The sequence below is a fragment of the Paenibacillus diazotrophicus genome (genome assembly GCF_042610465.1).
The window spans coordinates 96,007-120,052 of the sequence record NZ_JBGJZN010000008.1 but is presented as its reverse complement, the minus strand read 5'-3'; the positions used below and the strand labels follow the sequence as shown (position 1 = coordinate 120,052).

Here is a 24,046-nt window from a genome sequence, read left to right as displayed (position 1 = left end):
TTAAGGCATCGGGGCATTTCATATGAACCAGACTTCTATCGGCGGTCCTTGGGTCCACCTACAAACGCCTGCTCTTCTGTATCCAGATTGTAGGCGGTGTGAAGCGCCTGGATGATCTTTTGCAGATTGCCGGACTCAATGACACAGGACACTTTAATCTCGGAGGTGCTGACCATCTTGATGCTCACACCTTCCTTCGAGATCACTTCGAACATTTGTGCAGCTACACCAGGATGGCTGACCATACCTGCTCCGACAATAGACACCTTGACCAGATTATCCTCAGAGGTGACTTCGCGGTAAGGGAGTTCGCTGTGAAGCCCCTCGATAACTTCTTTGGCATGTCCAAGCTCGCTCAATGCAACGGTGAAGGAAAAGTCAGCTTTCTCGTTCTGAACACCGCTCTGTACAATAATATCAACGTCAACGCCTTCTTCGGCCAGCTTGCCGAAAACCTGGGCCAGTACACCCGGCTCATCAGGCACACCCAGAATACTTACCCGTGCAACGTTCTTGTCATAAGCAATTCCGCTAACTACTACACCCTGCTCCATGCTTGCTTCCTCCTTCACAACAGTACCTTCATTATGATTAAAGCTTGATCTGACGACCAGCTTCACTTGGTATCGCTTTGCATATTCTACAGCCCGCGGATGCAGCACAGCAGCTCCCAGATTAGCGAGCTCCAGCATCTCGTCATATGAGATTTCCTTCAGCTTACGCGCTGTCTTCACAATACGCGGATCTGTGGAATAAATGCCGTCCACATCTGTATAGATTTCACAGACATCCGCTTTGATAGCTGCAGCCAAGGCAACGGCCGTTGTATCCGAGCCTCCACGGCCCAGTGTGGTGATCTCTCCGTCCAGGGTCATCCCCTGAAAACCGGCCACGATCACGATCTGTTCCCGCTCCAGAGACTCCAGTACGCGGCGCGGGACGATTTCATTAATCCGCGCCCGCCCATGCGTCTCATCCGTCCGGAATCCTGCCTGCCAGCCCGTATAGGATACTGCGCTGCGGCCAATCCCATGTAATGCAATGGAGAGAAGTGCTACGGAGATCTGTTCTCCGGTAGTCATAAGCATATCCATTTCCCGTGCAGGCGGCTGCCCGTTCAGCTGCTTGGCCTGATCGATCAATTCATCCGTAGTATCCCCCATAGCGGATACAACCACGACGCAGCGGTGACCCTCATCCTGCTTGTCTGCAATGCGCTTCGCAACGCGTTTCATTCGTTCAATGTCGCCGACGGAGCTGCCTCCGAATTTCATGACATAAAGTGACAAAGTCCATTTCACTCCCTATTTCGGTCTAAGTAACAGCTAAGAAATAATTTCGTGCTTTAAACCAGTATAATACGAAAGACGTGTCATGCGTTAATGGTTTCACAAAAAAATCCGCCTATTTTCTGAACAAGAAAAGCCCCCGCCGCATACGCGGGGAGGCTCGCTAAGAAAAATAGCATCTCTACTGGACAAGCATTACGCGCGGGAGATGTACTTTCCTTCACGGGTATCAACCAGCAGAACATCGTTTTCGTTGATGAACAGCGGAACCTGAACCGTATGGCCTGTTTCCAGTACAGCCGCTTTGGTTGCACCTTGAGCCGTGTTTCCTTTAACACCCGGTTCTGTTTCTGTAACCTTCAGCTCAACGCTGGTAGGCAGATTAATGCCTAAGATCTCACCTTTGAAGCTGACGATATTTACAGTCATGTTTTCTTTGAGGAAGTTAAGCTCCCACTCCAATTGTTTGGCGGACAGCTCGAACTGGTCATAAGTTTCATTATCCATAAATACATGGTCCGATCCGCTGGCATACAGATATTGTACTCCGCGGTTTTCGATGATGGCGCGGCCAATGGTTTCACCGGCACGGAAGGTACGCTCAACGGTGTTCCCGTTACGCAGGTTTTTAAGCTTGGAGCGCACGAATGCGGCACCTTTACCTGGCTTTACGTGCTGGAAATCGATGACGGTAAAAATGTCACCCTCTACTTCTACGGTCAAGCCTGTTTTGAAATCGTTAACTGAAATCACTAAAAATCCCTCCTGGAATCCATAATTTACCCTATTGATGCAGTCTTACAGTACCAAATAATCCTTTGAAGAATGAGTCAGCAGCGAAATGCCGCTCTCGGTGATCACGATATCATCTTCGATCCGCACACCGCCAAGCCCTGACAAGTATATTCCCGGCTCTACAGTCACGACCATACCCGGCTGCATAATTTCATCCGCCAGCTTGGACAAACGCGGGTATTCATGAACCTCCATACCCAAACCATGCCCTGTGCTGTGTCCGAAATACTCGCCGTAGCCATAGCGGGTAATAATATCACGCGCCAGTGCATCGCATTCCCTTCCGGTCATACCCGGCTTGATGTTTGCCAGCGTATGTAGCTGGGCTTCAAGCACAATATCGTAAATCTCTTTCAGCTTGGGATCCGGAGAGCCCAAAGCTATGGTACGTGTTACGTCCGAGCAGTAGCCGTCCAGCAGCGCGCCGAAATCGAAGGTTACGAATTCATTGTTCTGAATGACCTTGCTGCTTGCCACACCATGCGGCATCGCTGACCGTTCACCGGAAGCGACAATCGTATCGAATGAAGAAGAGGTTGCGCCATGGGTGCGCATGTAGAATTCCATTTCCAGATCCACATCACGTTCGGTCATGCCGGGCTTGATCACATTCAGAATGTGGCTGAACGTAGCATCTGCCAGATCAGCAGCACGCTGCATAACCGCCAATTCGTCTTCATCCTTGAATGACCGAAGATTCTCTACAGCCTTGGAGACCGGTACCAGCACCGCCGGCTGAAGTGCAGCAGCATAGGCAGTATAAGCACTGAAAGTTACATCATCCTGCTCGAAGCCGATACGGACATTCGCACCCTGCAGCAGCTCGCGGACAGTATCAATAAACTTCGAATCGTGCTGAACCACTTTCATGCCAGTTACCTGTTCAGCCGCCTGCGTCATATACCTGAAGTCAGTCAGCAGATAGCTGTCATCCCCGGTAACCAGAACATAACCGGAAGAACCGGTGAATCCGCTCAAATAGCGGCGGTTAATGCCGCTGGTTATTAAGATTGCATCCAATCCCTGTTCCTGCAAAACCTTCCGCAGCTTGGAGACACGCTTGTTGCCCATTTTCATTCTCCTCTCGAAATAGCCACATTGTATTTTAACATAGGGTCATGCCCTTGAGAAGTTTTTTCGGGCGTTCAGGCAAGCTTTGTCTGCTGTTCACGTTTCCGTTCATCCGTATACTCGATTGCCACCGTATATCCAATGAACAATCCCCACAATAAAAAGATGCAGAACTCACTGATTACAGAGTTCCACGGCAGCCGAAATGGGCGCTGTTGCAGGAACAGCCATGATCCGGCAAGGAAGATCGCCGACCACCACAGTACCCCGTATATCATTCCCGGCAGAGGTCCCTTCAGCTTACGGAAGATCAGCACATAAAGCAGGGTCACTATAACCGAAAAGGCTATAAAAAACAGATATCCTATAAGATGTCCTGCTGAGGTCTTCAAAAAATCATGCTTAAAAAATGGCTCGGCCAAAAATCCCGGGAGCACTTTAGTAAAATGCATCGCATACATCAACCAGCGCGCTCCTCCCCAGATCAGTCCGGCAAAATAACCCAGTTCCAAAGCGAATGTCCACAGGTTGGTATGCCCTGATTGTTGTGTGTTTGATTTGCTCATTCTGCTGCCCCGCTTTCAATAGATAGAATGCATTGTTGTCACTCTGTTGCCTGTTCCTAGTATGTACAGCAAAAGGCAATCCAACTAGCAATGTCAGCATAAATTAGTTACAATGTATTATATAAATCACATTAATACACGGGAAGGTGAATTGGTTGTCCCAGGAAACTCCAAGTTACGGCGGGCAGGCCGTCATTGAAGGCGTTATGTTCGGCGGCAAGCATATCAACGTAACAGCCGTAAGAAGGAAGAATCAGGAAATCACATTTTTGGAGGTGCCGAGAAGCGATAAGAGCTGGGTCGTCAAGCTGCGCAAGATTCCGCTTCTCCGCGGCCTTGTCAGTATTATAGATTCCAGCGCCAAAGGCTCCAAACATTTGAATTACTCTGCAGAATCATACGCAGAAGATGAGACAGAGCCGGAAGATTTGGCCAAACAACAGGAGAAAGCCAAGAAGAAAGAAGAAGGCTGGAGCCTGGGGATGATTTTTGGCGTTGCGGTTATGGGTATTTTATCATTCCTCTTCGGTAAGCTGATCTTCACTCTTGTTCCTGTCTTTGTGGAAACTTTTTTATTCAAGGATGCATTTGATGGCTACATTCTGCACAACCTCGTAGAAGGCGGAATTAAGCTGATTCTATTGCTGGTCTACTTGTGGGCTATTTCTCAGACCCCAGTGGTCAAACGATTGTTCCAATACCATGGAGCCGAGCACAAGGTCATTAGCGCTTTCGAAGCTGGTGAAGAGCTCACTGTAGCAAATGTCCAGAAATATAGCCGTCTGCATTACCGCTGCGGAAGCAGCTTCATGATGCTGACGATCATTCTCGGCGTCATTATCTACTCCGTGTTCCCTTGGGATAATCTGGTACAGCGCATTGTGCAGCGTATTGTTCTGCTGCCGGTGGTCATCGGTATCTCCTTCGAAGTTCTCAAAGGAACCAATGCCGTAAGAGATATTCCTGGACTCAAATACCTGGGCTATCCCGGACTGTGGCTGCAGCTTCTAACCACCAAGGAACCCAAAGATGAAATGGTCGAAGTCTCCATCGCCTCGTTCAACCGGATGCGGGAGCTGGATGCCGCAATCGAAGCAGGGGCTTATACTGAAGCTAGTGTTACAGGTGGAATTTTGGATCCTGCGAAAGGATGAGTGGTCTATGATCAAGCATGCTTTGATTTTTTGGATAACAGTGTCGCTTGCGGTGCTGGGTGTGGTAACACAGTTTATGATGTTTGGCTTACGGGCACTAACGTCTTTGATTATACCGTTACTGCTTCTAGGGATCGTGTATTATGCTTACCGGTCAGCTAAGACGGGCAATAGACAAGGTGCCGGCAGAACCAAGACCAAAGTGAAACCTTCTCAAAGAACCATGGCTAAGGTGGCCGGCCTACGCAAGACACAGCCAGTTCCATCTGGTAAACGCAAGTCCTATCCCTTCCAGGTGATTGAAGGCAGCAAGGGCAAGAACGACGAGCAGCTTCCCAAATATCATTAATTAAGTTCAAAAAAAATGATACAGTTAAAGGGCCTCCCCACGTTGAGCAAATGTGAGAAGGCCCTTTTTATGCAAATAAAGCGTCTAGAAAATTGTCGGTTTCGGAATCGGCCGCCAATCTTTGAAGAAATCCTCTCCAGCCTTGAACCCGGCGACATACAGCTCGTCACTTTTCTCCGTTGAAATATTAAAATCGGTCATCGAGATACCCAAAGTAGGAATTTTGACGGTACGCTTGAATTTCTCAGTCTCAATGTAACGTTCATCATGGGCAGACAGCATGGTGCCTACTATCGCTTGCAGCATACTGAATGGCCCGGTAATCCGGTGGGGCTGCGGCTCTGTCTTGCCGATCAGCTGAAAGCCCACAGTAGGGGTCCTGCTTCCCGGACTTTTGAAGCCTTTTTCTTTCTCATCGAATAGCCACAGTGGGAAATTACTCAGCAAGCCTCCGTCTACCATGTAGACAAATTGTTCAGCAAATGGCCTTCCTCTGGATGCCTCGTCGTTCATCCTCAACCTCACCGGATCAAAGAAATACGGAATACTGCAGCTCATCCGCACTGCTTTGGCCACCTCGAACCTATCCGGTGAAATACCATACTGCTCCAAGTCGTCAGGCAGTACAATAAGGCGCCCGTTGGTGATATCGGAGGCGATGATGGATAGCTTGCCGCGGGGCAGATCCCTGAAGGTGACAAGCCCTTTTTCCTTTAGAATCCCGCGTATCCACGATTCCAGCGCTTCTCCGGAATATAGCCCTTTTTTGATCAATACACGCATGGCAGGGCCTACATAAGCCGTATTGTACAGCACTCCACGTTTTAGGAAAGCAGTGAACCTTGTGGCCTTAATGATCTGGCTCATCGCTCTTCCGTCATAACCCGCCGCAAGCAGTGAGGCGATAATAGAGCCTGAAGAGGTCCCGGCTACCCGCTTAAATACCACCCCCGCCTGCTCCGAAGCCTGCACCGCGCCCGCGAGCGAAATCCCTTTGACACCACCGCCTTCAAACACGGCATTGATCTCCATAGACAGCTATCCCCCGTTCCATAGATTCTACCCTCTTATCTATGAGCACGGGGGAAATTTCATGACTTGAAATAAAAGGTCAGCAGGCTGTCTAATCCAAACGGATCACGGTTCACAATATCATTCGCTCTGAACATGATACTGCCGGCTACCTCAGTGTATTTTTCATTATATTTCAACTGGTTGATAATCTGGTCTCCGCTTTGCCATTCTGCACTTTTGTCTGTTCCTACTTTGTAGGTGGCTTGTCCTATGTACAGCTTGACACCTGTGCCCTTCACCTCATTCACCCACCAGTCCACCAGCTTGTCGTACCGGGCAGCACTGAAGGAGAGGCTCCAATAAATTTGTGGTGCAATGTAGTCAATCCAGCCGCTGCGTATCCAGGTCCGCGTATCTGCATACATGTCATCATAGGCGGATACACCTGCTGTGGTATCGGAACCCGTACTGTCCGCTTTCTTATTGCGCCAGACCCCGAACGGGCTGACTCCAAAAGACACATCCGACTTCACTCCATGAATCGCTTGACCCAGCCGGCTGATGAAGTCATTGATGTTATCCCGCCGCCAATCGCCTTTGGAACTGATCGATTTGGGATTATAGGCCTTGAATGCCGCATCATCGGCAAAAGACACACCGGATGGATAGAAATAATCATCCAGATGAACTCCATCAATGTCATAGCCTTTTACCACTTCCATTACGGTATCAATGATATGCTGACGCGCTTCCGGAATACCTGGATTGATGTATAACTTGCTGTCTGCCGTAACGACCCACTCCGGATGAGCTTTGGCGACATGATTACTGGCAAGGCCAGAGGTGCTGGAATCTGTGGTCGCACGGAATGGATTGAACCAGGCATGGAACTGCATACCGCGGCTGTGAGTGGCACTAACCATATATTCCAGAGGATCATAACCCGGATTCTTGCCCTGTGTCCCGGTCAGTACCTTGGACCAGGGGACGAGCACAGAAGGATACAGGCTGTCGCCAGATGGTCTGACCTGAACGAATACGGCATTGAAGCCTGTGCTCTGAAGCTTGTCCAGTAAGGTATCGAACTCCCTCTTCTGTTTGGCCTCATTGCCTGCAGATGCAGTAGAGGGCCAGTCCAGATTGAATACGGTGGAGATCCAGGCACCTCTCATTTCTTTGGAGACCTTTGCTCCAGGAACCGAAGGCACCGTTGGTGTCGGCATGGTTGGTGTCGGTACGGTTGGTGTGGGCACTACAGGTACTGACGGTGCTGATGGTCCGCCAATCTCAACGTTAGAATATAGCGCGATATGTTTTGTAGCCTGATTCCATACCACCTGCAGACCAAGCTGCTCACTTACAAAGCGCAAAGGCACCATCACCCGCCCCTGCACAATTTGTACGGAGGTATCGAGTGCCACGGCTGTATCGTTCACGACCGCTGTCTTCTTACCGCTCGTCAGCTTCAGCACATTCTCTCCTTTGCGGATCGTCGCCGTCCTGGAGCTCTGATCCCACTCTACCGCCGCACTTAGCCCCTTGCTGACCACGCCTGCAGGCACCATGGTAACGTTCGATGCTGTAATATAAGGCGGCACATCAGAGCTCAATGACTCGCCATCCAGCTCTATGGTGATCTGCAAGGCTGCCGCACGAACACCTGTCATCCCTATAGGCAGGCACAACAGAAGTACTACCAGTCCTAACAACCATTTACGATAATTCATATTTCCTCCCCGGTATAATGTGAATTTAGTATATAAATAAAAAAACGGCCTTCTCGTCCTTGTGAAAGGGAGACGGCCGTTTCTGTTGTCAAACGGAGTCCTGAAATCAAGCGAAACGGTATTGCCGTCCTTTAATAAGAACGGTACCTAATCAGCAAGAAATCATAAAGAACGGTATCCGTTATGACGTAAAAAAACTGGAAAGGTTGCGGTGTACATACAAAAACTGCATCATTTATGAGTCGCTGACGAGTTCCAGATGAATATCATATAAGGTTTGCAGACGCGCTTCATCACGGCGAAAATACTCCACCAGCGTCTCGATACGCGTAATGGAGTCCCAGCTCAAATGATGCTCAATTCCTTCTACATCCTTATAAATATGCTCCTGCTGCACTCCGATGAGGCCGAGGAATTCCTCCAGCAGCTGGTGACGGTCAACGAGACGTTTTCCCACTTTTTTCCCTTTGCTTGTTAGGACAAGCCCACGATATTTCTCATAGATGAGATATTCGTCCTTATCCAGTTTTTGGATCATCTTGGTCACAGAGGAGGGGTGTACTTCCAGTCCCTCGGCAATATCCGAGACCCGCGCATAACCCTTCTCGTCGATGAGCTTGTATATGCGCTCCAAATAATCCTCCATGCTGGGTGTTGGCATTAAACTTTACCTCTTTTCTATAATGAGCGTGGCGCGGGGGCCGTGCCTTGCTCTAACAATGATACATGTTCCTGCCGCTCCTTGGCAAGTCCTGCGGAACAGTTCCATGAACCATTAGCGATGTTTACCACGATTTCTGCAGGCTTAAATTTGGCACAATAGAAGTATTCTCATTCATAAGGAGCGTGAATTCATGACTATAGCAGCCCCAGAACGCCCGTCCGCCAAGAAACCAAGAAAGCCTACCGGACTGTTCATTCCGGAACTTGTTTTTTTTGAGCCGGAGGCACTGAAGTTTCCCAAAGGCGCACGCATTATGGAATGGGTCATAGCACAGAATATCCCGTACCGCATGACAACCTCACATAACCGGATCACCAATCTTCCAGGGGAAACTGAGGTCGAGCAATATAAAATTGCCAAGCGCACCCTTGTGGTGGGCATCCGCAAAACCTTGACCTTTGACCAGTCCAAACCTTCTGCCGACTATGCCATTCCTATTGCTACCGGTTGTATGGGACATTGTCATTACTGCTATCTGCAGACTACGCTGGGCGCCAAGCCGTATATCCGTGTCTATGTAAATACAGGTGATGTTATCGCTGCCGCCAAAAAATATATAGAGGATCGGGCACCCGAGATTACTTCTTTTGAAGCGGCGTGTACATCTGACCCGTTGGGACTTGAGCACATTACCGGTTCCCTTGCGGAGCTGATTACATTCATCGCAGGTGAGCCTCTGGGACGGCTCCGCTTTGTAACCAAGTACCAGCATGTCGAGCCCCTGCTCCACCTGAAGCATAACGGACATACACGGATCCGGTTCAGCGTAAACGCCGATTATGTGATTAAAAACTTCGAGCCGGCGACTTCACGCTTCGAAGAACGGATTGAGGCCGCCGGAAAAATTGCCCGTGCCGGATATCCGCTGGGCTTCATCATCGCCCCAATCATCTGGCATGAGGGCTGGCAGCAGGGTTATGCCGAGCTGCTTGAGAAACTGGCCCAAGCCTTGCCGCCTGAGACGGGCAAAGGCCTCACTTTTGAAATGATACAGCACCGGTTCACCAAGACGGCCAAGACCGTAATCGAGAAACGGTATCCCAAATCGAAACTGGAAATGGACATCGAAAAACGTAAAAAGAAATGGGGCCGCTGGGGCCAGCATAAATACGTCTATCCCGATGAACAGCAAACCGCCCTGCGGGAATTCATCACAGAGCGGATCTTTGAATATTTCCCGGAAGCCGGAATTGATTATTTCACCTAACCCGAGTGGGAATTTAAAACTTCAGCCAGTCAGGTGTGATCCCTTGCAGCCATATTGTAATGCGGAACATCTGGTCCGTGAACAGCAGGAGGCCCATGAAAATCATGAGTCCGCCACCTGCTTTCATAAGCAGATTCGAGTATTTAAGGATCCGGCGGGCTCCGCCGAGGAAGAAAGCCAGTACAAAGAAGGGCAGAGCAAATCCGATGCAATAGGCTGAGATCAACGCAAACCAGGCACCCTGATCGCTCGCTGAGAGCGCAATAATCGGTGTCAGAATCGGCCCAATGCATGGGGACCAGCCAGCCGAGAAGCCAATTCCCAGAATAAAAGAGCCCAAATATCCGGCAGGCTTCCATCTCATATTAAGTTTATGTTCACGGAGGAGAAATTTCGGCTGGAAGATACCCAGCAGGAACAGTCCCATCACAATCACAAGGATAGCCGATAATTGGCGGATCAAGTCGCGCTGCTCCTGGAATACTTCTCCAAACAAGCCAGCTCCAAAACCGATCGTATAGAACACCGCAGACAATCCAAGAATAAAAGCCAAAGTATGGCTGAGGGTCCGGATGCGGGCCCTTTTGGTATTTCCGCCTGCTCTCAATTCCTGAACGGACAATCCGGTGATATAAGACAAATAGGACGGATACAGCGGCAGACAACATGGAGAAATAAATGACGCAACTCCAGCGGCAAAAGCAATTCCAACATTCAGGTTGGACAAAGTGGCTTCTCTCCTTTCGGGTTCGGGGTCACTTCGTATGTAGGGAACACTTTTACAGACTGTTTACGTAGGCAGCCCTTTTTTACCAATCAGTGTCAGGGTCAGAAGTGCAATCAGCAGCAGAACAATTGTCGCACCAGGTGCCAGATTCCAAACCCCAGCAACAACTAGTCCGCCCACAACAGCAATCTCAGCAATGATAACTGACAACATCACAGAAGACTTGAAGCTGCGGGAGAGCAATAGACTGATTGCCACGGGAATGGTCAGCAGAGCCGATACCAGGAGAGAGCCTACAATTTTGATTGCTGTACTGATGACAAGCGCAGTCAGAACCGTAATCAGCAAATTAAGCAGCTTTACGGGCAGACCACTCACACTGGCAGCATCCTCTTCGAAGCTGAGCAGGAAAAATTCTTTGAAGAACAGGGTTACCACAGCCACAACCGAAATGGTCACAATGCCCACTACTATTAGATCCGTATTATCGAGTGTATAAATGCTGCCGAACAAGTAGCTCATTACATCCGCATTATACCCTTTGCCCAAAGTGAAAAAAAGCGAGGCCAATGCTACACCGCCTGACATAATGATGGCAATGGATAGTTCAGCGTAACTCTTGTAGGCTTTGCGCAGCTTCTCAATGGCGAATGCCGCCACCACCGCAAATATCAGTCCCGCACCGAGCGGGTAAAAACCTGTCAGAAACCCGAGCGCTACCCCAGCGATCGTCACATGCGCTAGAGTATCACCAATCATGGACAGGCGGCGCAGCACCAGGAACACACCTATGAGCGGTGCGGTAATGCCAATCATCAGCCCGCCCGCAAGCGCCCGCTGAAAAAAATCACTGAATAGGATGTCCAAAATTACAATCTCCTCTAAATATCGTATGAGGCGTTTATTCAAACCCCTTTTCGATCCCTCCCAACCCCTCCCTTCCAAGGGAGGGCCCCAAGGGCTCTGCCCTCTGGATACCCGGTAAGTGCTACTGGCGTAACAGTTATGGTTATTGGTCCTGGAGATGTGAGAGGAAGGATCGCTTTTCGTCCCTGACGGGACACGCTATACTTATACGGGATCTATGTCCGAGTAAAGATTACAAGACTAAGAGCTAAAAACTTAGATTAAATGATTAAAGACAATGAACGTAAGTGCAAAAGACTAGAACAAAGACCAGTTCGTCCTATGTTGTACTATGGACAACCTTAGTCTAGGAAAGTGTATGCTGCAGATTGTCTACTACGCAATCCTGAGCGTCATGGGAATGACGGCAATAGAAGTTGATTTTACCGTTTTTTTGCACAGGCTCCTCGCCCAGGTAGTTCTTGATCATATCGATATCATGCGATACCATCAGGAACGTCATATGGTGATGCGCATGCATATGCATAATCAATTCGAAGAATCCGGCCTGCGTTTCGGCATCAATTCCTACTGTAGGTTCATCCAGAATCAGCAGGTCCGGATGGTTGATCAGCGCCCGGGCCAAGAAGACGCGCTGTTGCTGGCCGCCCGACAACTGGCCTACTCTTTTCTCCGCTATATCCTGTATCCGCATTACTTCCAGCGCATCATCGCATTTCTGCTGCTGCGCTCTGGATACTCTGCGGATCAGATTTTTATTATTGTATAATCCGGACAACACTACCTCCCGCACCGTCGCAGGAAACAGGGGATTGAAGGCATTCTTCTGTGGTACATAGCCGATCCGCTCCCAATCCTTGAACTTTCTGACCGGCTGTCCGAACAGCTTGATTTCACCGCTCGTTGCAGGGAGCAGGCCGACAATCATTTTTAGTAGAGTAGTCTTACCGGCGCCGTTCGAACCAATTATACCCAGGAAATCCCGTTCCTTCACGGTATAGTTAAGGTCTGTAATCACCTTCTGCTCCCCATAGGAAAAGGATAAATCCTGTATTTCGATCATATGCTGATGGCAGTCCAGGGATACCGATTGCATGTGAGTACCGCCTTTCACTTATACTTTCCTTTTTATTGTAAGGCCAGAATCAGATTTTGCAAATTTTTCTCCATCAATGTGAAGTAGTTATCCCCATTCTTCTCTTGCGCTTCTGTCAATCCCTCGACTGGATTAAGCACCATAGTGGACACTCCGGCTTCTCCTGCGAGGGTCTTAGCCAGTTTGTCTGACACCAGCTCTTCGAAAAAAATGTAGCGGATTCCCTTTTCCTTCACCAGATCAGCAAGCTTTAGAAGATCCTGGCTTCGCGGCTCCGCGTCTGCCGACAGCCCCATAATGGCATGCTGTGTCAATCCGTAATCACGGGCCAAGTAAGCAAATGCCTGATGGGATACCACGATCTCATGATTAGGCAGCTTGGTCAGCTCCGTGGAGAATTTATGATCCAGTGCCTTCAACCGTTCGGCAAGCTGGGTATAACGTTCTTCATAACCGTCCTTATGTGCAGGGTCCACGGACTGAAGACTTTCTTTGATATTCTCAGCCATAATAAGCGCTGACTTCGGACTTACCCAAGTGTGGGGGTCGGTGTGCAGGCTATCTGTATTTTCTTCCACCCCTGCTTCACTTTCTCCACCATGGTCATGTCCATCTTTTTCATCAGTCATAATATAGTCAATACCCTTGCTGACCTGAGTCGCTGTGACCTCACTGTCACTGTCCAGACTCTTCAGGAAATTTGGCACCCAGCCTTCCAGCCCGGCACCATTATACAGGAACAGCTGAGCTTTGGATGTATTGATAATATCCTGGCTTCGCGGTGTCCAATCATGCGGCTCTACGCCAACCGGCAGCAGATTGATGGCATTAATATCATCCCCGCCAATCTCACTGGCAAACTCATATATAGGATAAAAAGTAGTAATCACATTCACTTTACCTTCGACGATACTTCCGCTGCTCTTCGGACCACAGGCTGTAAGCAGCAAAAATACCAGCAAAGTCAGCGTAAGCAGCACGCCCCTGTGCAGGCTTTTGAATAACATTTGATTGATCGACTCCTCAAATCGTAAATTTTACTATTTGAATTATAATAGTAATCGTTACGATAAGTCAATAAACCACTTCGATTATATCCACACAAAAGAACACCTGCCGTCCTTCGCAGCAGGTGTTCCTTGCAATTAATCAACGATGTTCAGACGGGATCAATATAGCCGCCTATTTTACAATCGCACCGTTCGGCATACTGTCCGGCACGGTAGCAATGGTCAGCTGGTCGCCCTTGGAGGCAGCCAGAATCATCCCTTGAGACAGCTCACCCCGCAGCTTAACCGGCTTAAGGTTAACGATACAGATTACCTTACGTCCTACCAGCTCCTCCGGCGTATAGAACTTGGCAATCCCGGAGACGACCTGGCGCTGTTCATACCCGAGATCCAGCTGCAGCTTCAGCAGTTTATCAGCTTTCTTGACCGGCTCGGCGGCAATAACCTGGGCCACACGCAGTTCGGCTTTGGCGAAATCATCTATACCGATTTCTTCCTTGTGTTCCTCCTCCGGCTCGTCTGCTGCCGTTGATGCAGTTCCTGTATCAGGAGCTGGTGCAGCTTCGGCTTCTGCCGATTTGCCTGCGCCCATCGCTTCAGCGATGTAGGCCACTTCCTGTGCAACGTCCAGACGCGGGAAAATAGGATCACCCTTGGCCAGCTTGGTTCCGGCTGGAATGAGGCCAAAGGATTTACCGCTATCCCAGGTAGTCAGTTCACCCGGCTCAATGCCAAGCTGCTGCCAGATCTTTGCCGGTGCCTCAGTCAGGAACGGCTGCAGCAGGATTGAAGCTGTCCGCAGTCCTTCCACGAGATGTCTCATCACGGAAGCCAACTCGCCGCTGCGGCTCTCATCCTTCGCAAGCACCCAAGGCTGGGTCTCGTCAATATATTTATTCGTCCGGCTGATGAAAGCGCCAATCGCGGTGAGCGCTACGGAAAACTCCATTTTCTCCATAGCTTCTTCCACTTTGCCATAGGTAATCCGTGCTGCAGCTTCAAGCTCACTGTCAAAAGCCGTTACATTACCTGCATAAGCTGGAAGCACACCATCAAAATACTTCTCTACCATTGCCCCCGTACGATTCAGCAGATTACCGAGGTCATTGGCTAGGTCATAGTTGATGCGGTCGACGAAGCTTTCTGGAGTGAAGGTCCCATCCGAGCCGAACGGAACCTCGCGCAGAAGGTAGTAGCGCAGTGCATCCAGACCATAACGGTCAATCAGCGTCACAGGGTCCACCACGTTCCCCTTCGACTTTGACATTTTGCCGTCCTTCATCAGTAGCCAGCCATGTGCGAATACCTTCTTAGGCAGCGGCTCACCAAGAGCCATAAGGATGATCGGCCAGTATATGGTATGGAAACGTACAATCTCCTTACCTACAATGTGTACATCTGCAGGCCAGAACTGATCATACAGGCTCCGGTCCTCCGAGCCATATCCAAGAGCGGTAATATAGTTAGTCAGCGCATCGATCCACACATAGACCACATGCTTGTCATCACCTTTGACCTTGACTCCCCAATCAAACGTTGTCCGGGAAACAGCAAGATCCTCCAGACCCGGTTTGATGAAGTTGTTAATCATTTCATTCTTACGCGATTCCGGTAAAATAAACTCCGGATTCTCGTCATAGAACTGAAGCAGCCGGTCAGCATATTTACTCATCCGGAAGAAATAGCTTTCTTCCTTAACCAGTTCGACAGGATGTCCGCTGTCAGGGCTTTTCCCTCCAATTATATTACCATCTGCATCACGTTCGATGTCCACCAGCTGGGTCTCGGTGTAAAAGGTCTCATCCGAGATACAATACCAGCCCTCGTACTCCCCTTTGTAAATATCGCCTTGCTTCAGCAGACGGTCAAATATATCCGCCACCACTTTTTTATGACGCTCTTCAGTTGTACGGATAAAATCATCATTCGAGATGTCCAGCTTGCGCCACAGATCTTTGATGCCAGCAACGATCCCGTCAACAAACTCCTGGGGGGTCTTCCCGGCCTTGGCAGCCTTCTCTTCAATCTTCTGCCCGTGTTCATCCGTACCCGTCAGATAACGTACGGCATAGCCGCGCAACCGCTTGTAACGGGCCATGGCATCCCCAGCCACCGTTGAATAGGCATGACCGATATGCAATTTGTCACTCGGATAATAGATCGGGGTTGTCAGATAAAATGTTTTCTTGTCGCTCATTTCTTGTCATCCTTTCGTCATAAGCCTCAAACCTATAAATTCTTACATTTCAAACACAAAAAACTCCCGCCCCCATATGGGGCGAGAGGATTAACTCACGCGATACCACCCAAAATTCCCCGGCTCTTCGCAGAGCACAGGCTTCGCCAGTTCCCCTAAGGAACTGTCCATTATCGCTGGAACACGCCGTGACCTTACGCAGCCGCATTACACGGACTACTGCTCGCCCACAGTTCCTCCCGGACCATCTTCAACCTTCTCACCATACCGGCTTTCAGCACTTCCCGGCTCTCTGTCATGGTTGTCGCGATTTACTTATCCGTTCCTTGGAATTCATCGTATTATTCAAAATATACCCATGTCAAGCCAACATGTCAAGTTGTCTTAACCGATCCTCCACCAGTTCGTCGTTCATCCCTTGGAGGCACAGGATCAAGCCCTCCGGGATGAAAGGGATGACATCTGGCGATTCGCTTGGCTGCAAGCCAAGAACCTTTCACTGGACCATGGACTTCGACCGCTTCCAGTGCATAGGCTGAGCATGTAGGATAGAAACGGCAGGTAGCCGGTTTAATCGGTGAAATGAACTTCCGGTATACACGAATTGGAGCCTGAATCGTTCTGCGTCCTATATCCATATTCAGTGACCTTCTTTGCCGTGAACTGCAAGGGCCGTTTCCTCTTCACGGTTCTGTTCACAATCTTTGCAGTAACCGAACACCTCAAATTTATGCTTGACCACCCGGAACTGGTCGGGTGCATCCGTAAGATTCATCGGGCAGAAATTGATCGGGTAAGTCTTCATGCATTGAAGGCAAATCATATGGTGGTGATGATGATCCTGATTACAGCTGCCCTTGAACTTGACACCCTCCTCAAATACCACCTGCTCCAGTACCCCGAGCTCCTCCATGATCCGCAGATTGCGGTACACTGTATCGAAGCTGAGACCGCTGTATTTGCGGCCCATATGCTCATAAACATCCTTCGCGGATAAATATCCCGTAGTTTCGCCGAATAACTTGGCAAGCGTTTTGCGCTGATCGGTGATTCGCAGTCCCTGCCCCGACATGGTTTCCAGTATTTGATCTGTCGACAGCATTTGCTCATCTCCCATATCATGGTCTGTGTTTTGCACTCTCTTTATAATGCCCCAAAACAAAAGCCCCGTCAATAAAACCTCACATCTCATGACGCAAAAGGCCCGTGAGCCGTCCCCTTGCGGGAAATGCTCACGGGCCTTTTGAAGAATCTGTCCGGTTTATTTTTTAGCCGGAATAGGTGTAAAGACCAGGTTCACCGGAAGATTGCTGCCGGAAGCCACTGAGAATACTATATCCACTGGACCTGTATATTCGCCGGATCGATAGAGCACAGCGTTCATATCGGAGTTGGATAGATTCCCTTTGTTCGGCAGATTTACAATCGAACCGTTGATCATAATAGACCCCAGATAATTTCCTCCGCGCGGATTGAAGGTGATCAGTGTATTCTTCGCAACACTTTCAAGTCTGATTTTGTATAGAACCCCGAAGTTTCCTGAGTTCGAAGCTGCTGTTCCGCTCATCGGATCAACACCAATCAGATTCAGGTCGTTTTTGTTGTCACCAAGCACAAGTTTGGATTGTGTAGCCCCAATCTGATCGAAGACACTGATTACACGGGTGGATTCATCGTACGTTCCCCGGTTGTGTACGCCATCACGGTCCAGAAGAGGCAGCGTTGGCAACAGTGCTACCGGATCTTTGGTCTGTTCCACCATTACAACGTCATACTGCACTGTCAAATCACTGGACAGGTCAGCGCTTAGAGAGAGCACCTCACCAGGTTTCATGGCTGTTTTGCTAATATCAGTCATGATAGGTATACTTTGCCCCGGTTGGAGTGTAATCGACCCATAGCTGGAGTTATTGAGCATGGATTGGTAATATTTCTGGATTGAAATTTTGCCTGTGTATTCCGGTGATGTGGCCGGACCTGCTATCCCCAAATACTGGGTTGTGATTGTAGTAGGGTATAGGTTGTTGTTTGTTGCGATTACATACAGCTTCTGTCTTGTGGACATATTGTTCATGTGGTGAACCAGGAAACGGGTTAATCCAACCGAGGTCTCGCGGTACAACACACCCTCTGCGTTAACTGTCTCCGGACTATTGCTGCGAATTAGCTTATATCCCTCGGAAGACAGACTGTACTGCAGATTAGGCAATCCCGGAATCATTCCGCCGTCCATGGAGATGATGTCACCAGGAGCCGTGAACAGCTTTGCTACCTCATCTTGGGTGTACATCTGCTCGCTTGTAATATTGATAGTTTTCTCGAAAGTTCCGCTTAGGCCGTGTTTGTCTGTTACCTTGAGCTGGATCGAAACAGGTCCCGGGTTAAAATAGGCCAGTGCGCGGTTCGTCCACTCCACTGTCATTTCTTCGCCTTCCGGATCAAAACTAAGGTCAGTTAGGGTTACCGGCTCACCCATTTTGTATTCTTCCTTATCTGTAGAGAAATTGGCAACCGGCGGTTGGTTCGGCTGGAGGACTTGAATGGTTACGGAATAAGGATCACTCCATTGTCCGGAAGCGTCCATCACAGAATAAGTTACGGTATAATAGCCGGGCTGATCGTAAATATCCATTTTGTTACCGCCCCACTGCTCATTAACAATAGCAGTGCCGTTCGGCGAGGAACTTTTGGTTACATAATTCACTGTCGTTTGTCCGGCATAGATCTCTGTAGGCTGCACGGTAAATGAAGCCGTTGGTTTCGTGTTCAGGGTAAGAATGACACGTTTCCCCACATTATCTACACTATAAGGAATGGATAACGCACCGGTAATGGAGGTCAAAGGAATCATAAATGTGCCCTTGAACTGGTAGGCAGGCCCTTTCATGGTCACTTTGTTACCATTTACAGTGTAGATCTTGCTGTCTGTCTTAAAGCGCATGATGCTGTCGCCTTTGGTTACAATAACTTCCTTTGTCTTTGCATCATAAGTAAATTTAACGCCAACCATTTCTACCATGGCCCGAATCGAAACATAGGAGACGCCATACTTGACTGCCATCGGCTGATTGGCCAAATAGGGTGTACCATTCTTATACATTTTATTACTATTCATCATCAGTATAAGCTGGTTCGCACCAGTAGTCGGGATGATTTGTCCCCCTGTGTTGCCAAGGGGTGTAACAGTGGCTGGTGTTGCAGTCGCAGGAATTGCTGACTGCGTCGGCAGTGGTGTCGCCGAAGGGGCTACCGTTGCAATTGGTGTAGATGATGCAGAAGGCACCGGTGTCGGCGTCGGTGCAGATATTGGTGTTGGTGTCGGAGATACTGTTCCTGGAGTACCCAATGGGGGCAGCGGATCCGTAGCCTCGGGCTCTGACACCGTCACAGGGGCAGGAGTCGCCTCGGTTGCTTGAACTACTGTTCCTGATGTTGTCGAGGTGCTTACAGGGACGGCAAACGCCGGCACTGCTGCTGCAATCTGCGATATAGCCAGGACTGCAACTAACGATAGTTTTTTCAAATTCATGGTATGACTCCTTCTGCTCCTATTAGTAGTATATAAGGAAGGTAAGTCTCTCTCTGCATTCCTTATATTCTCCGCAAAACGCACTTGCCCTCCAAGGGAAGGCATGGTGTTTTTTGCCACGTTCATTTACAAAACATAGTATTAGACGCATGACATACTAAAAAGTTTCATTAAATGTAAAGAAAAGATTAAAAATGATTTCCATTTATTCACATGAACAAGTTGCAAAAAAAGAGACGCATACCTTACGAACAAGGTAGCCGCCTCTTCAAATAAATCCCCAGCTGTATATCATAAGCTTACGGGGTCTCCGACATTCTATGCTTATCACGGTATTCCTTGGGGGTCATGCCTGTATGTTTTTGGAATACTTTTGTAAAATAACGGCGCTCCTGATAACCAACTCCAGCACTGATTGCAGTAATACTCTTCTCACTGCTCGCCAGCATGAACTTCGCTGCCTCCATACGCTGCAGGGTTACATATTCTACAAATGTCATTGCAAACCGATTCTTGAAAAGAAGGCAGAAATAGCTGCTGCTGATGCCTATTCTATTCGCCACTTCCTCAATACCCAGATCATAATTCAGCCGCTCCATGATATACTGGACCGCCAGATTCATCAGCTGATCGGATGTTTTCCTGGCAGAATCCTCTGCCGGAGGTTGCTCCTGAAACAGTGGTATGCTGTTGTACAGCTTATCCTTGTATTGTTTGCTCCGGATACGCGTGCCCATTTCCCGTACCTTGTTGCCCAGCTCCTCATAATGAATCGGCTTGCAGATATATTCCTTCACACCTAGCCGGATGGCCTCCCGTGCATAATCAAATTCCTGATAGCCGCTAAGCAGCAGAACCTCACTGTCCAGTCCCATCTCCCGCAGCTTGCCAATGAACGTTAGCCCATCCATGACGGGCATACGGATATCACAGAGTACAAGATCAGGAGCCTGTTCCTCAGCGATGCGGAGCGCTTCCATCCCGCTGCGGGCCATGCCTGTGATCTCCATCCCCATCTCCTGCCATGGCAGTACACGACGCAGATTGCCCAGTATAGGAGCTTCATCGTCAACCAATAATACTTTTAGCATAGTGATCTTCTCCCTGCCCGTATTTAGGAATGACGCATTGGATGATGGTGCCTTCTCCAGGACTGGAACAGATGAAAATCCCATATCTGTCTCCATATTCGATTCGGATGCGGTCAGCTACACTGCGTACACCCAACCCGCGCCGCTCCAGATGAATACCATGCTCCGGTGTGTCCTCCGTGATGGATTCAGCAACCTCTCCTGATTCACTTACCATATACTGGAACATCGACAATTGGGCTGGACTCATTCCAATCCCGTTATCCTTAATCTGCAGGATTAGATTCCCCCGCTCCTCCCAGCCTTTCACACTAACCAAGCCCTTGTGTTCAATCCCCTCGAAGCCGTGCTGGATGCTGTTCTCGACAAGCGGCTGCAGGGTAAGCTTAAGAACGCCACAACCTAACAGCTCCTGGGGAATATCAATCTCATAATCAAATATATCCTCGAAGCGGAACTTCTGAATGTCCAAATAATTGCGCAGGTGCGTGACTTCCTCTTCCAGTGTAATTTCATCTCTATCCTGAATGCTGATGCGCAGAATACCGGCCAGCCTGTAGACCATCTCGCTTACCTTGCGGCCTTCATTCTGCACGGCGAGCACATTGATCGATTCCAGTGTATTGAACAGAAAATGCGGCTTGATCTGAGCCTGCAGCACCCGCATTTCAGCCTGGTTTTTGCGTTGCTGCTCCACATGCACCCTATTGAATAAGCTATTGATTTTGTCCATCAGATCATTGAAGCCCCGAGCAAGCAATGTCATCTCATCACTGCCCTTCTCCTCCACACGCGTCGTGAGATCCCCATCCTCAACCCGTCGCATAAACCGGACTATAACCGCAATACCACCCGTAATCCGGTTCATAAAAAACAGATTAAAAATGACCGCACCCAGCAGGCACAGGAAGATTACAACAACAAACCAACGGGCAAACACCGTGATTTCACGGGATAGGGAATCCCAAGAGGTAACGGAGACAAGACTCCATGGGTAATCCTTAAGATGATAGACCGAGAGAATACTTTTCTCTCCATCGAACTCTGTTCTGAAGCTCTGGAAACCTTTTTGAAAACTGAAGTTCTTCGTAGTTAAGGAATGTAAATCCCCGCCATCCAGTTTGCGGTCCGGATCGAACAGAATCATGCCATCGTCGTTCACCAGCATAAAGGAAACCTTTTGGTCACTATCCCCGATTTTGAGATTGCGGAAGATCGATTCGAATTCCCAGTTTTTGATCTGCACCACCAGAATACCGATGTTCTGAAAAAAACTTAGCTCCTTCACCAGCCGGATCTGCGTAAAAACAGGCTCCGTTCCGGTCAGTTCCGGGTATTCATGAGGCGCAATCCATTTGGGCACTCCATTCAGCTTCATGACTTCCTGATACAACTCACTTCCCTTGAACTTGTCGTAGGGGAGTGTACGGAAATTCTCCTTATTGAAAATAGAGACAATCTCGGAGCTCCCTTTCCCATTGAAATTGTAGAGAAAAGCATAGCTGATCGATGGATGATTGTACAAAAGACTGCGGAAGTTGCGCTGGCTGGCGTTCAGACTAAGCTGTTCGGCATCGGTCAAATCTTGTTTGGAAGGGTCCTCTGCGCTAAGTGCCATATGAAATACCGAGGTGGCGATTCCGTTATCGGTGACGTTGTCCATGTCCTTCAAGACACTGGATATACTGTAGCTGATTGCTTTGAGCGAATACTCGGATTGCTGGCTGTATTTCTTCTCAATTGAATTATAAGTCACAAAAAACATAATCATGCCAAGAATAAACAGAGGAATGATAATCAGGCCCAAAAACGCCGTAAATAACTTGTAGCGCAAATTCATTGGCTAGTGCCCCTGACTGTGAATAGGATTATCCTTTTACGCTGCCCGCTGTAACCCCTTCAATAATCTTCTCCTGCAAAATGGCGTAAATAATTACGACCGGAAGCACACTGTAGACAATGCCTGCGGACATCTGCGCATAGTTCATCTGATACTGATCACGGAATTGGACCATCCCCACCGGAAGCGTGCGCAGCTCGTCATTCGAAAGAAAATAATTGGCCAGCAAAAACTCATTCCAATTTCCCAGGAAATTAACAATGAATACTGTAACCATGGCGGGAACCGTCAAAGGTACAATAATTTTAGCAAAGATACCAGGTGCCTTCAAGCCATCCATTACAGCTGCTTCCTCAATTTCACTAGGCAGGGAGCGCATGAACGCAGCCAAAATGATAATGGTGAACGGAATCGCGTTGGCGATATAAGGAATGATCAGCGCCCAGTGGGTATTCAGGATGTGGAGCTTGCGGACAATGGTATAAATCGGCAGCATCAGCGCATTATTCGGAATTAACATTCCGATGAGCACCAGGGAAAAGAGTGTGGTATTCAACTTGCCATGACGCATCCGTGTAACCGCAAAAGCGAACATGGAAGCCAGCAGGATGGATACTACAGAAGAAAGCACAGAAATGTACAGGCTGTTAAAAAAGTACGTACTGATCTTGGCGTTTACCCAGGCTTCAACATAATTATTAAACTCAAATCCCTTCGGAATTCCAAAAGGATTCAGCGCTATCGCGTTATTATCCTTCTTCACCGATGAGAACAGTACGAACAAAAACGGAAACAACACCACTACAAGATAACCCAGCAATGCGATATGCGGAATGCTTTTTTTCAAGGTGCGCACCATTAGTATTCAATCCTTTCATTACGCCGGGCAAACAGCAGCTGATAAAGAGCCGTAACCACGAGCGTGAACATAAAGATCAGAATGGCAATGGTATTCCCATACCCGTATTTAAAGTTGGTGATGGCATACTTGATCATGTAGGTGGCCATTACCTCAGTTGAACCTGCCGGGCCACCCTTTGTCATAACGATAACGATATCCGCAGCTTTCATGGCTCCGGCAATAGATAGCATGATCACAACGGAGATAATTGGGACGATTAGCGGCAATGTAATGCGCGTAGCCCGCTGGAAACCCGTAGCACCGTCAATAGCCGCCGCCTCATCCAGTTCACGGGGAATTGATAGAATGGCTGCCAGCACCATTACAATGTAGAATCCGGTCCACTGCCAGGCATTGGTGATCAGAATGGACAGCATAGCAAAACGCTCATCTGACAGCCAATATACCGGTTCAATATGGACAACCCCCAGCAATTTATTGAATAGCCCGATATTGGGCTCATAGATGAACCCCCACAGAATACCAATTACCGCTGTTGACATAATGGAAGGCAAAAACACCGCTGTCTTGTAGAGTCCCTTCAGTCTTTTAACATTGGCAATCAGCAGAGAGAACAGAATAATGAGAGGTACCTGAATGAATACGGAAAACAATATAAACCATCCGTTATTCTTGACTGATACCCAGAAGCGATCATCGCCCAAGGCTTTTTTGAAATTACTTATTCCAGTATACTTAACGGTGTCTGAAACGCCGTTCCAACTAGTCATACTGTAGTACAACGAGCTGAATATTGGATAAATGAAGAACATCAAAAACAAGATTAACGCAGGCAAAATAAACAAGGTGAACACCAGCGGATTTCTGAGTGATTTATTCATGACTTTCCTCCGATTGCTTAAGAATCAAGGAGCTCTGGGCCGATTGTAAA

At 48.6% G+C, this 24,046-nt stretch carries 22 protein-coding genes; 3 read left to right on the top strand and 19 right to left on the bottom strand.

From position 1 onward, the window contains the following. Positions 1 to 35: 35 nt before the first annotated feature. The 4 genes from ACAN54_RS25035 to ACAN54_RS25020 form a co-directional block, all read right to left on the bottom strand. A complete protein-coding gene (locus tag ACAN54_RS25035; protein WP_379161910.1) occupies positions 36 to 1,289 on the bottom strand; it encodes an aspartate kinase in 1,254 nt (417 codons plus the stop codon). Between the two features lie 195 nt (positions 1,290 to 1,484). Beyond that, a complete protein-coding gene (efp, locus tag ACAN54_RS25030) occupies positions 1,485 to 2,042 on the bottom strand; it encodes an elongation factor P (RefSeq protein WP_379161907.1) in 558 nt (185 codons plus the stop codon). 45 nt (positions 2,043 to 2,087) lie between these two features. Then, positions 2,088 to 3,155: a M24 family metallopeptidase gene (locus ACAN54_RS25025; RefSeq protein WP_379161904.1), complete on the bottom strand. Its 1,068-nt coding sequence runs from the start codon at positions 3,153 to 3,155 to the stop codon at positions 2,088 to 2,090. A 74-nt stretch (positions 3,156 to 3,229) separates the two neighbouring features. Continuing rightward, a complete protein-coding gene (locus ACAN54_RS25020) occupies positions 3,230 to 3,721 on the bottom strand; it encodes a YqhR family membrane protein (RefSeq protein ID WP_379161901.1) in 492 nt (163 codons plus the stop codon). Between the two features lie 206 nt (positions 3,722 to 3,927). Between ACAN54_RS25020 and ACAN54_RS25015 the strand changes: the two genes are divergently transcribed. Then, positions 3,928 to 4,875 (top strand): DUF1385 domain-containing protein, encoded by a 948-nt coding sequence (locus tag ACAN54_RS25015; protein WP_379162528.1) that lies wholly within the window; start codon positions 3,928 to 3,930, stop codon positions 4,873 to 4,875. Between the two features lie 7 nt (positions 4,876 to 4,882). Then, the gene (locus ACAN54_RS25010; protein WP_379161898.1) at positions 4,883 to 5,224 is read left to right on the top strand and encodes a hypothetical protein; all 342 of its coding nucleotides are present in this window, start codon (positions 4,883 to 4,885) and stop codon (positions 5,222 to 5,224) included. Positions 5,225 to 5,308: 84 nt separating this feature from the next. On the opposite strand, the gene ACAN54_RS25005 is transcribed toward ACAN54_RS25010, so the two are convergent. From ACAN54_RS25005 to mntR, 3 genes are all read right to left on the bottom strand, one after another. Beyond that, on the bottom strand, positions 5,309 to 6,256 hold the full coding sequence (locus tag ACAN54_RS25005; protein WP_379161895.1) for a patatin-like phospholipase family protein: 948 nt from the start codon (positions 6,254 to 6,256) through the stop codon (positions 5,309 to 5,311). A gap of 59 nt (positions 6,257 to 6,315) precedes the next feature. Beyond that, positions 6,316 to 7,965, bottom strand: coding sequence for a family 10 glycosylhydrolase (locus tag ACAN54_RS25000; protein WP_379161892.1), 1,650 nt, complete (start codon positions 7,963 to 7,965; stop codon positions 6,316 to 6,318). A gap of 235 nt (positions 7,966 to 8,200) precedes the next feature. Next, positions 8,201 to 8,626 (bottom strand): transcriptional regulator MntR, encoded by a 426-nt coding sequence (mntR, locus tag ACAN54_RS24995; protein ID WP_019909637.1) that lies wholly within the window; start codon positions 8,624 to 8,626, stop codon positions 8,201 to 8,203. 193 nt (positions 8,627 to 8,819) lie between these two features. Between mntR and splB the strand changes: the two genes are divergently transcribed. Continuing rightward, positions 8,820 to 9,896: a spore photoproduct lyase gene (gene splB, locus ACAN54_RS24990; RefSeq protein WP_379161887.1), complete on the top strand. Its 1,077-nt coding sequence runs from the start codon at positions 8,820 to 8,822 to the stop codon at positions 9,894 to 9,896. A gap of 13 nt (positions 9,897 to 9,909) precedes the next feature. On the opposite strand, the gene ACAN54_RS24985 is transcribed toward splB, so the two are convergent. From ACAN54_RS24985 to ACAN54_RS24930, 12 genes are all read right to left on the bottom strand, one after another. Continuing rightward, positions 9,910 to 10,623, bottom strand: a complete 714-nt coding sequence (locus ACAN54_RS24985) for a cytochrome c biogenesis CcdA family protein (protein WP_379161884.1) — start codon at positions 10,621 to 10,623, stop codon at positions 9,910 to 9,912. A gap of 63 nt (positions 10,624 to 10,686) precedes the next feature. Then, positions 10,687 to 11,490: a metal ABC transporter permease gene (locus ACAN54_RS24980; RefSeq protein ID WP_379161881.1), complete on the bottom strand. Its 804-nt coding sequence runs from the start codon at positions 11,488 to 11,490 to the stop codon at positions 10,687 to 10,689. 346 nt (positions 11,491 to 11,836) lie between these two features. Beyond that, positions 11,837 to 12,586: a metal ABC transporter ATP-binding protein gene (locus ACAN54_RS24975; RefSeq protein ID WP_379161878.1), complete on the bottom strand. Its 750-nt coding sequence runs from the start codon at positions 12,584 to 12,586 to the stop codon at positions 11,837 to 11,839. Positions 12,587 to 12,618: 32 nt separating this feature from the next. Beyond that, entirely contained in the window at positions 12,619 to 13,593 is a 975-nt protein-coding gene (locus ACAN54_RS24970) for a metal ABC transporter solute-binding protein, Zn/Mn family (protein WP_379161875.1), read from the bottom strand. A gap of 175 nt (positions 13,594 to 13,768) precedes the next feature. Next, positions 13,769 to 15,793 carry a methionine--tRNA ligase gene (gene metG / locus ACAN54_RS24965; RefSeq protein ID WP_379161872.1) on the bottom strand — a complete coding sequence of 675 codons (2,025 nt, stop codon included), beginning with the start codon at positions 15,791 to 15,793 and terminating at the stop codon, positions 13,769 to 13,771. A gap of 374 nt (positions 15,794 to 16,167) precedes the next feature. Then, the gene (gene yidD, locus ACAN54_RS24960; RefSeq protein WP_379161869.1) at positions 16,168 to 16,431 is read right to left on the bottom strand and encodes a membrane protein insertion efficiency factor YidD; all 264 of its coding nucleotides are present in this window, start codon (positions 16,429 to 16,431) and stop codon (positions 16,168 to 16,170) included. A 2-nt stretch (positions 16,432 to 16,433) separates the two neighbouring features. Further along, positions 16,434 to 16,895 (bottom strand): Fur family transcriptional regulator, encoded by a 462-nt coding sequence (locus tag ACAN54_RS24955; protein WP_379162525.1) that lies wholly within the window; start codon positions 16,893 to 16,895, stop codon positions 16,434 to 16,436. Between the two features lie 159 nt (positions 16,896 to 17,054). Further along, a complete protein-coding gene (locus ACAN54_RS24950) occupies positions 17,055 to 19,322 on the bottom strand; it encodes a stalk domain-containing protein (protein ID WP_379161866.1) in 2,268 nt (755 codons plus the stop codon). Positions 19,323 to 19,621: 299 nt separating this feature from the next. Further along, positions 19,622 to 20,413 carry a response regulator transcription factor gene (locus ACAN54_RS24945; protein ID WP_379161863.1) on the bottom strand — a complete coding sequence of 264 codons (792 nt, stop codon included), beginning with the start codon at positions 20,411 to 20,413 and terminating at the stop codon, positions 19,622 to 19,624. Then, on the bottom strand, positions 20,391 to 22,253 hold the full coding sequence (locus ACAN54_RS24940) for a cache domain-containing sensor histidine kinase (RefSeq protein ID WP_379161860.1): 1,863 nt from the start codon (positions 22,251 to 22,253) through the stop codon (positions 20,391 to 20,393). The genes ACAN54_RS24945 and ACAN54_RS24940 overlap by 23 nt, the downstream gene beginning before the upstream one ends. A 28-nt stretch (positions 22,254 to 22,281) precedes the next feature. Further along, positions 22,282 to 23,112, bottom strand: coding sequence for a carbohydrate ABC transporter permease (locus ACAN54_RS24935; RefSeq protein WP_379161857.1), 831 nt, complete (start codon positions 23,110 to 23,112; stop codon positions 22,282 to 22,284). Further along, positions 23,112 to 23,996 (bottom strand): carbohydrate ABC transporter permease, encoded by an 885-nt coding sequence (locus ACAN54_RS24930; RefSeq protein ID WP_379161854.1) that lies wholly within the window; start codon positions 23,994 to 23,996, stop codon positions 23,112 to 23,114. The genes ACAN54_RS24935 and ACAN54_RS24930 overlap by 1 nt, the downstream gene beginning before the upstream one ends. Positions 23,997 to 24,046: the final 50 nt, after the last annotated feature.

Excerpts from the sequence above, each read along its gene's own strand:
- ACAN54_RS25025 (WP_379161904.1), bottom strand. The coding sequence starts at position 3,155 with ATGGGCAACAAGCGTGTCTCCAAGCTGCGGAAGGTTTTGCAGGAACAG.
- ACAN54_RS25020 (WP_379161901.1), bottom strand. The coding sequence starts at position 3,721 with ATGAGCAAATCAAACACACAACAATCAGGGCATACCAACCTGTGGACA.
- ACAN54_RS25015 (WP_379162528.1), top strand. The coding sequence starts at position 3,928 with ATGTTCGGCGGCAAGCATATCAACGTAACAGCCGTAAGAAGGAAGAAT.
- ACAN54_RS25010 (WP_379161898.1), top strand. The coding sequence starts at position 4,883 with ATGATCAAGCATGCTTTGATTTTTTGGATAACAGTGTCGCTTGCGGTG.
- ACAN54_RS25005 (WP_379161895.1), bottom strand. The coding sequence starts at position 6,256 with ATGGAGATCAATGCCGTGTTTGAAGGCGGTGGTGTCAAAGGGATTTCG.
- ACAN54_RS25000 (WP_379161892.1), bottom strand. The coding sequence starts at position 7,965 with ATGAATTATCGTAAATGGTTGTTAGGACTGGTAGTACTTCTGTTGTGC.
- mntR (WP_019909637.1), bottom strand. The coding sequence starts at position 8,626 with ATGCCAACACCCAGCATGGAGGATTATTTGGAGCGCATATACAAGCTC.
- splB (WP_379161887.1), top strand. The coding sequence starts at position 8,820 with ATGACTATAGCAGCCCCAGAACGCCCGTCCGCCAAGAAACCAAGAAAG.
- ACAN54_RS24975 (WP_379161878.1), bottom strand. The coding sequence starts at position 12,586 with ATGCAATCGGTATCCCTGGACTGCCATCAGCATATGATCGAAATACAG.
- ACAN54_RS24970 (WP_379161875.1), bottom strand. The coding sequence starts at position 13,593 with ATGTTATTCAAAAGCCTGCACAGGGGCGTGCTGCTTACGCTGACTTTG.
- metG (WP_379161872.1), bottom strand. The coding sequence starts at position 15,793 with ATGAGCGACAAGAAAACATTTTATCTGACAACCCCGATCTATTATCCG.
- yidD (WP_379161869.1), bottom strand. The coding sequence starts at position 16,431 with ATGGATATAGGACGCAGAACGATTCAGGCTCCAATTCGTGTATACCGG.
- ACAN54_RS24955 (WP_379162525.1), bottom strand. The coding sequence starts at position 16,895 with ATGCTGTCGACAGATCAAATACTGGAAACCATGTCGGGGCAGGGACTG.
- ACAN54_RS24950 (WP_379161866.1), bottom strand. The coding sequence starts at position 19,322 with ATGAATTTGAAAAAACTATCGTTAGTTGCAGTCCTGGCTATATCGCAG.
- ACAN54_RS24945 (WP_379161863.1), bottom strand. The coding sequence starts at position 20,413 with ATGCTAAAAGTATTATTGGTTGACGATGAAGCTCCTATACTGGGCAAT.
- ACAN54_RS24940 (WP_379161860.1), bottom strand. The coding sequence starts at position 22,253 with ATGAATTTGCGCTACAAGTTATTTACGGCGTTTTTGGGCCTGATTATC.
- ACAN54_RS24935 (WP_379161857.1), bottom strand. The coding sequence starts at position 23,112 with ATGGTGCGCACCTTGAAAAAAAGCATTCCGCATATCGCATTGCTGGGT.
- ACAN54_RS24930 (WP_379161854.1), bottom strand. The coding sequence starts at position 23,996 with ATGAATAAATCACTCAGAAATCCGCTGGTGTTCACCTTGTTTATTTTG.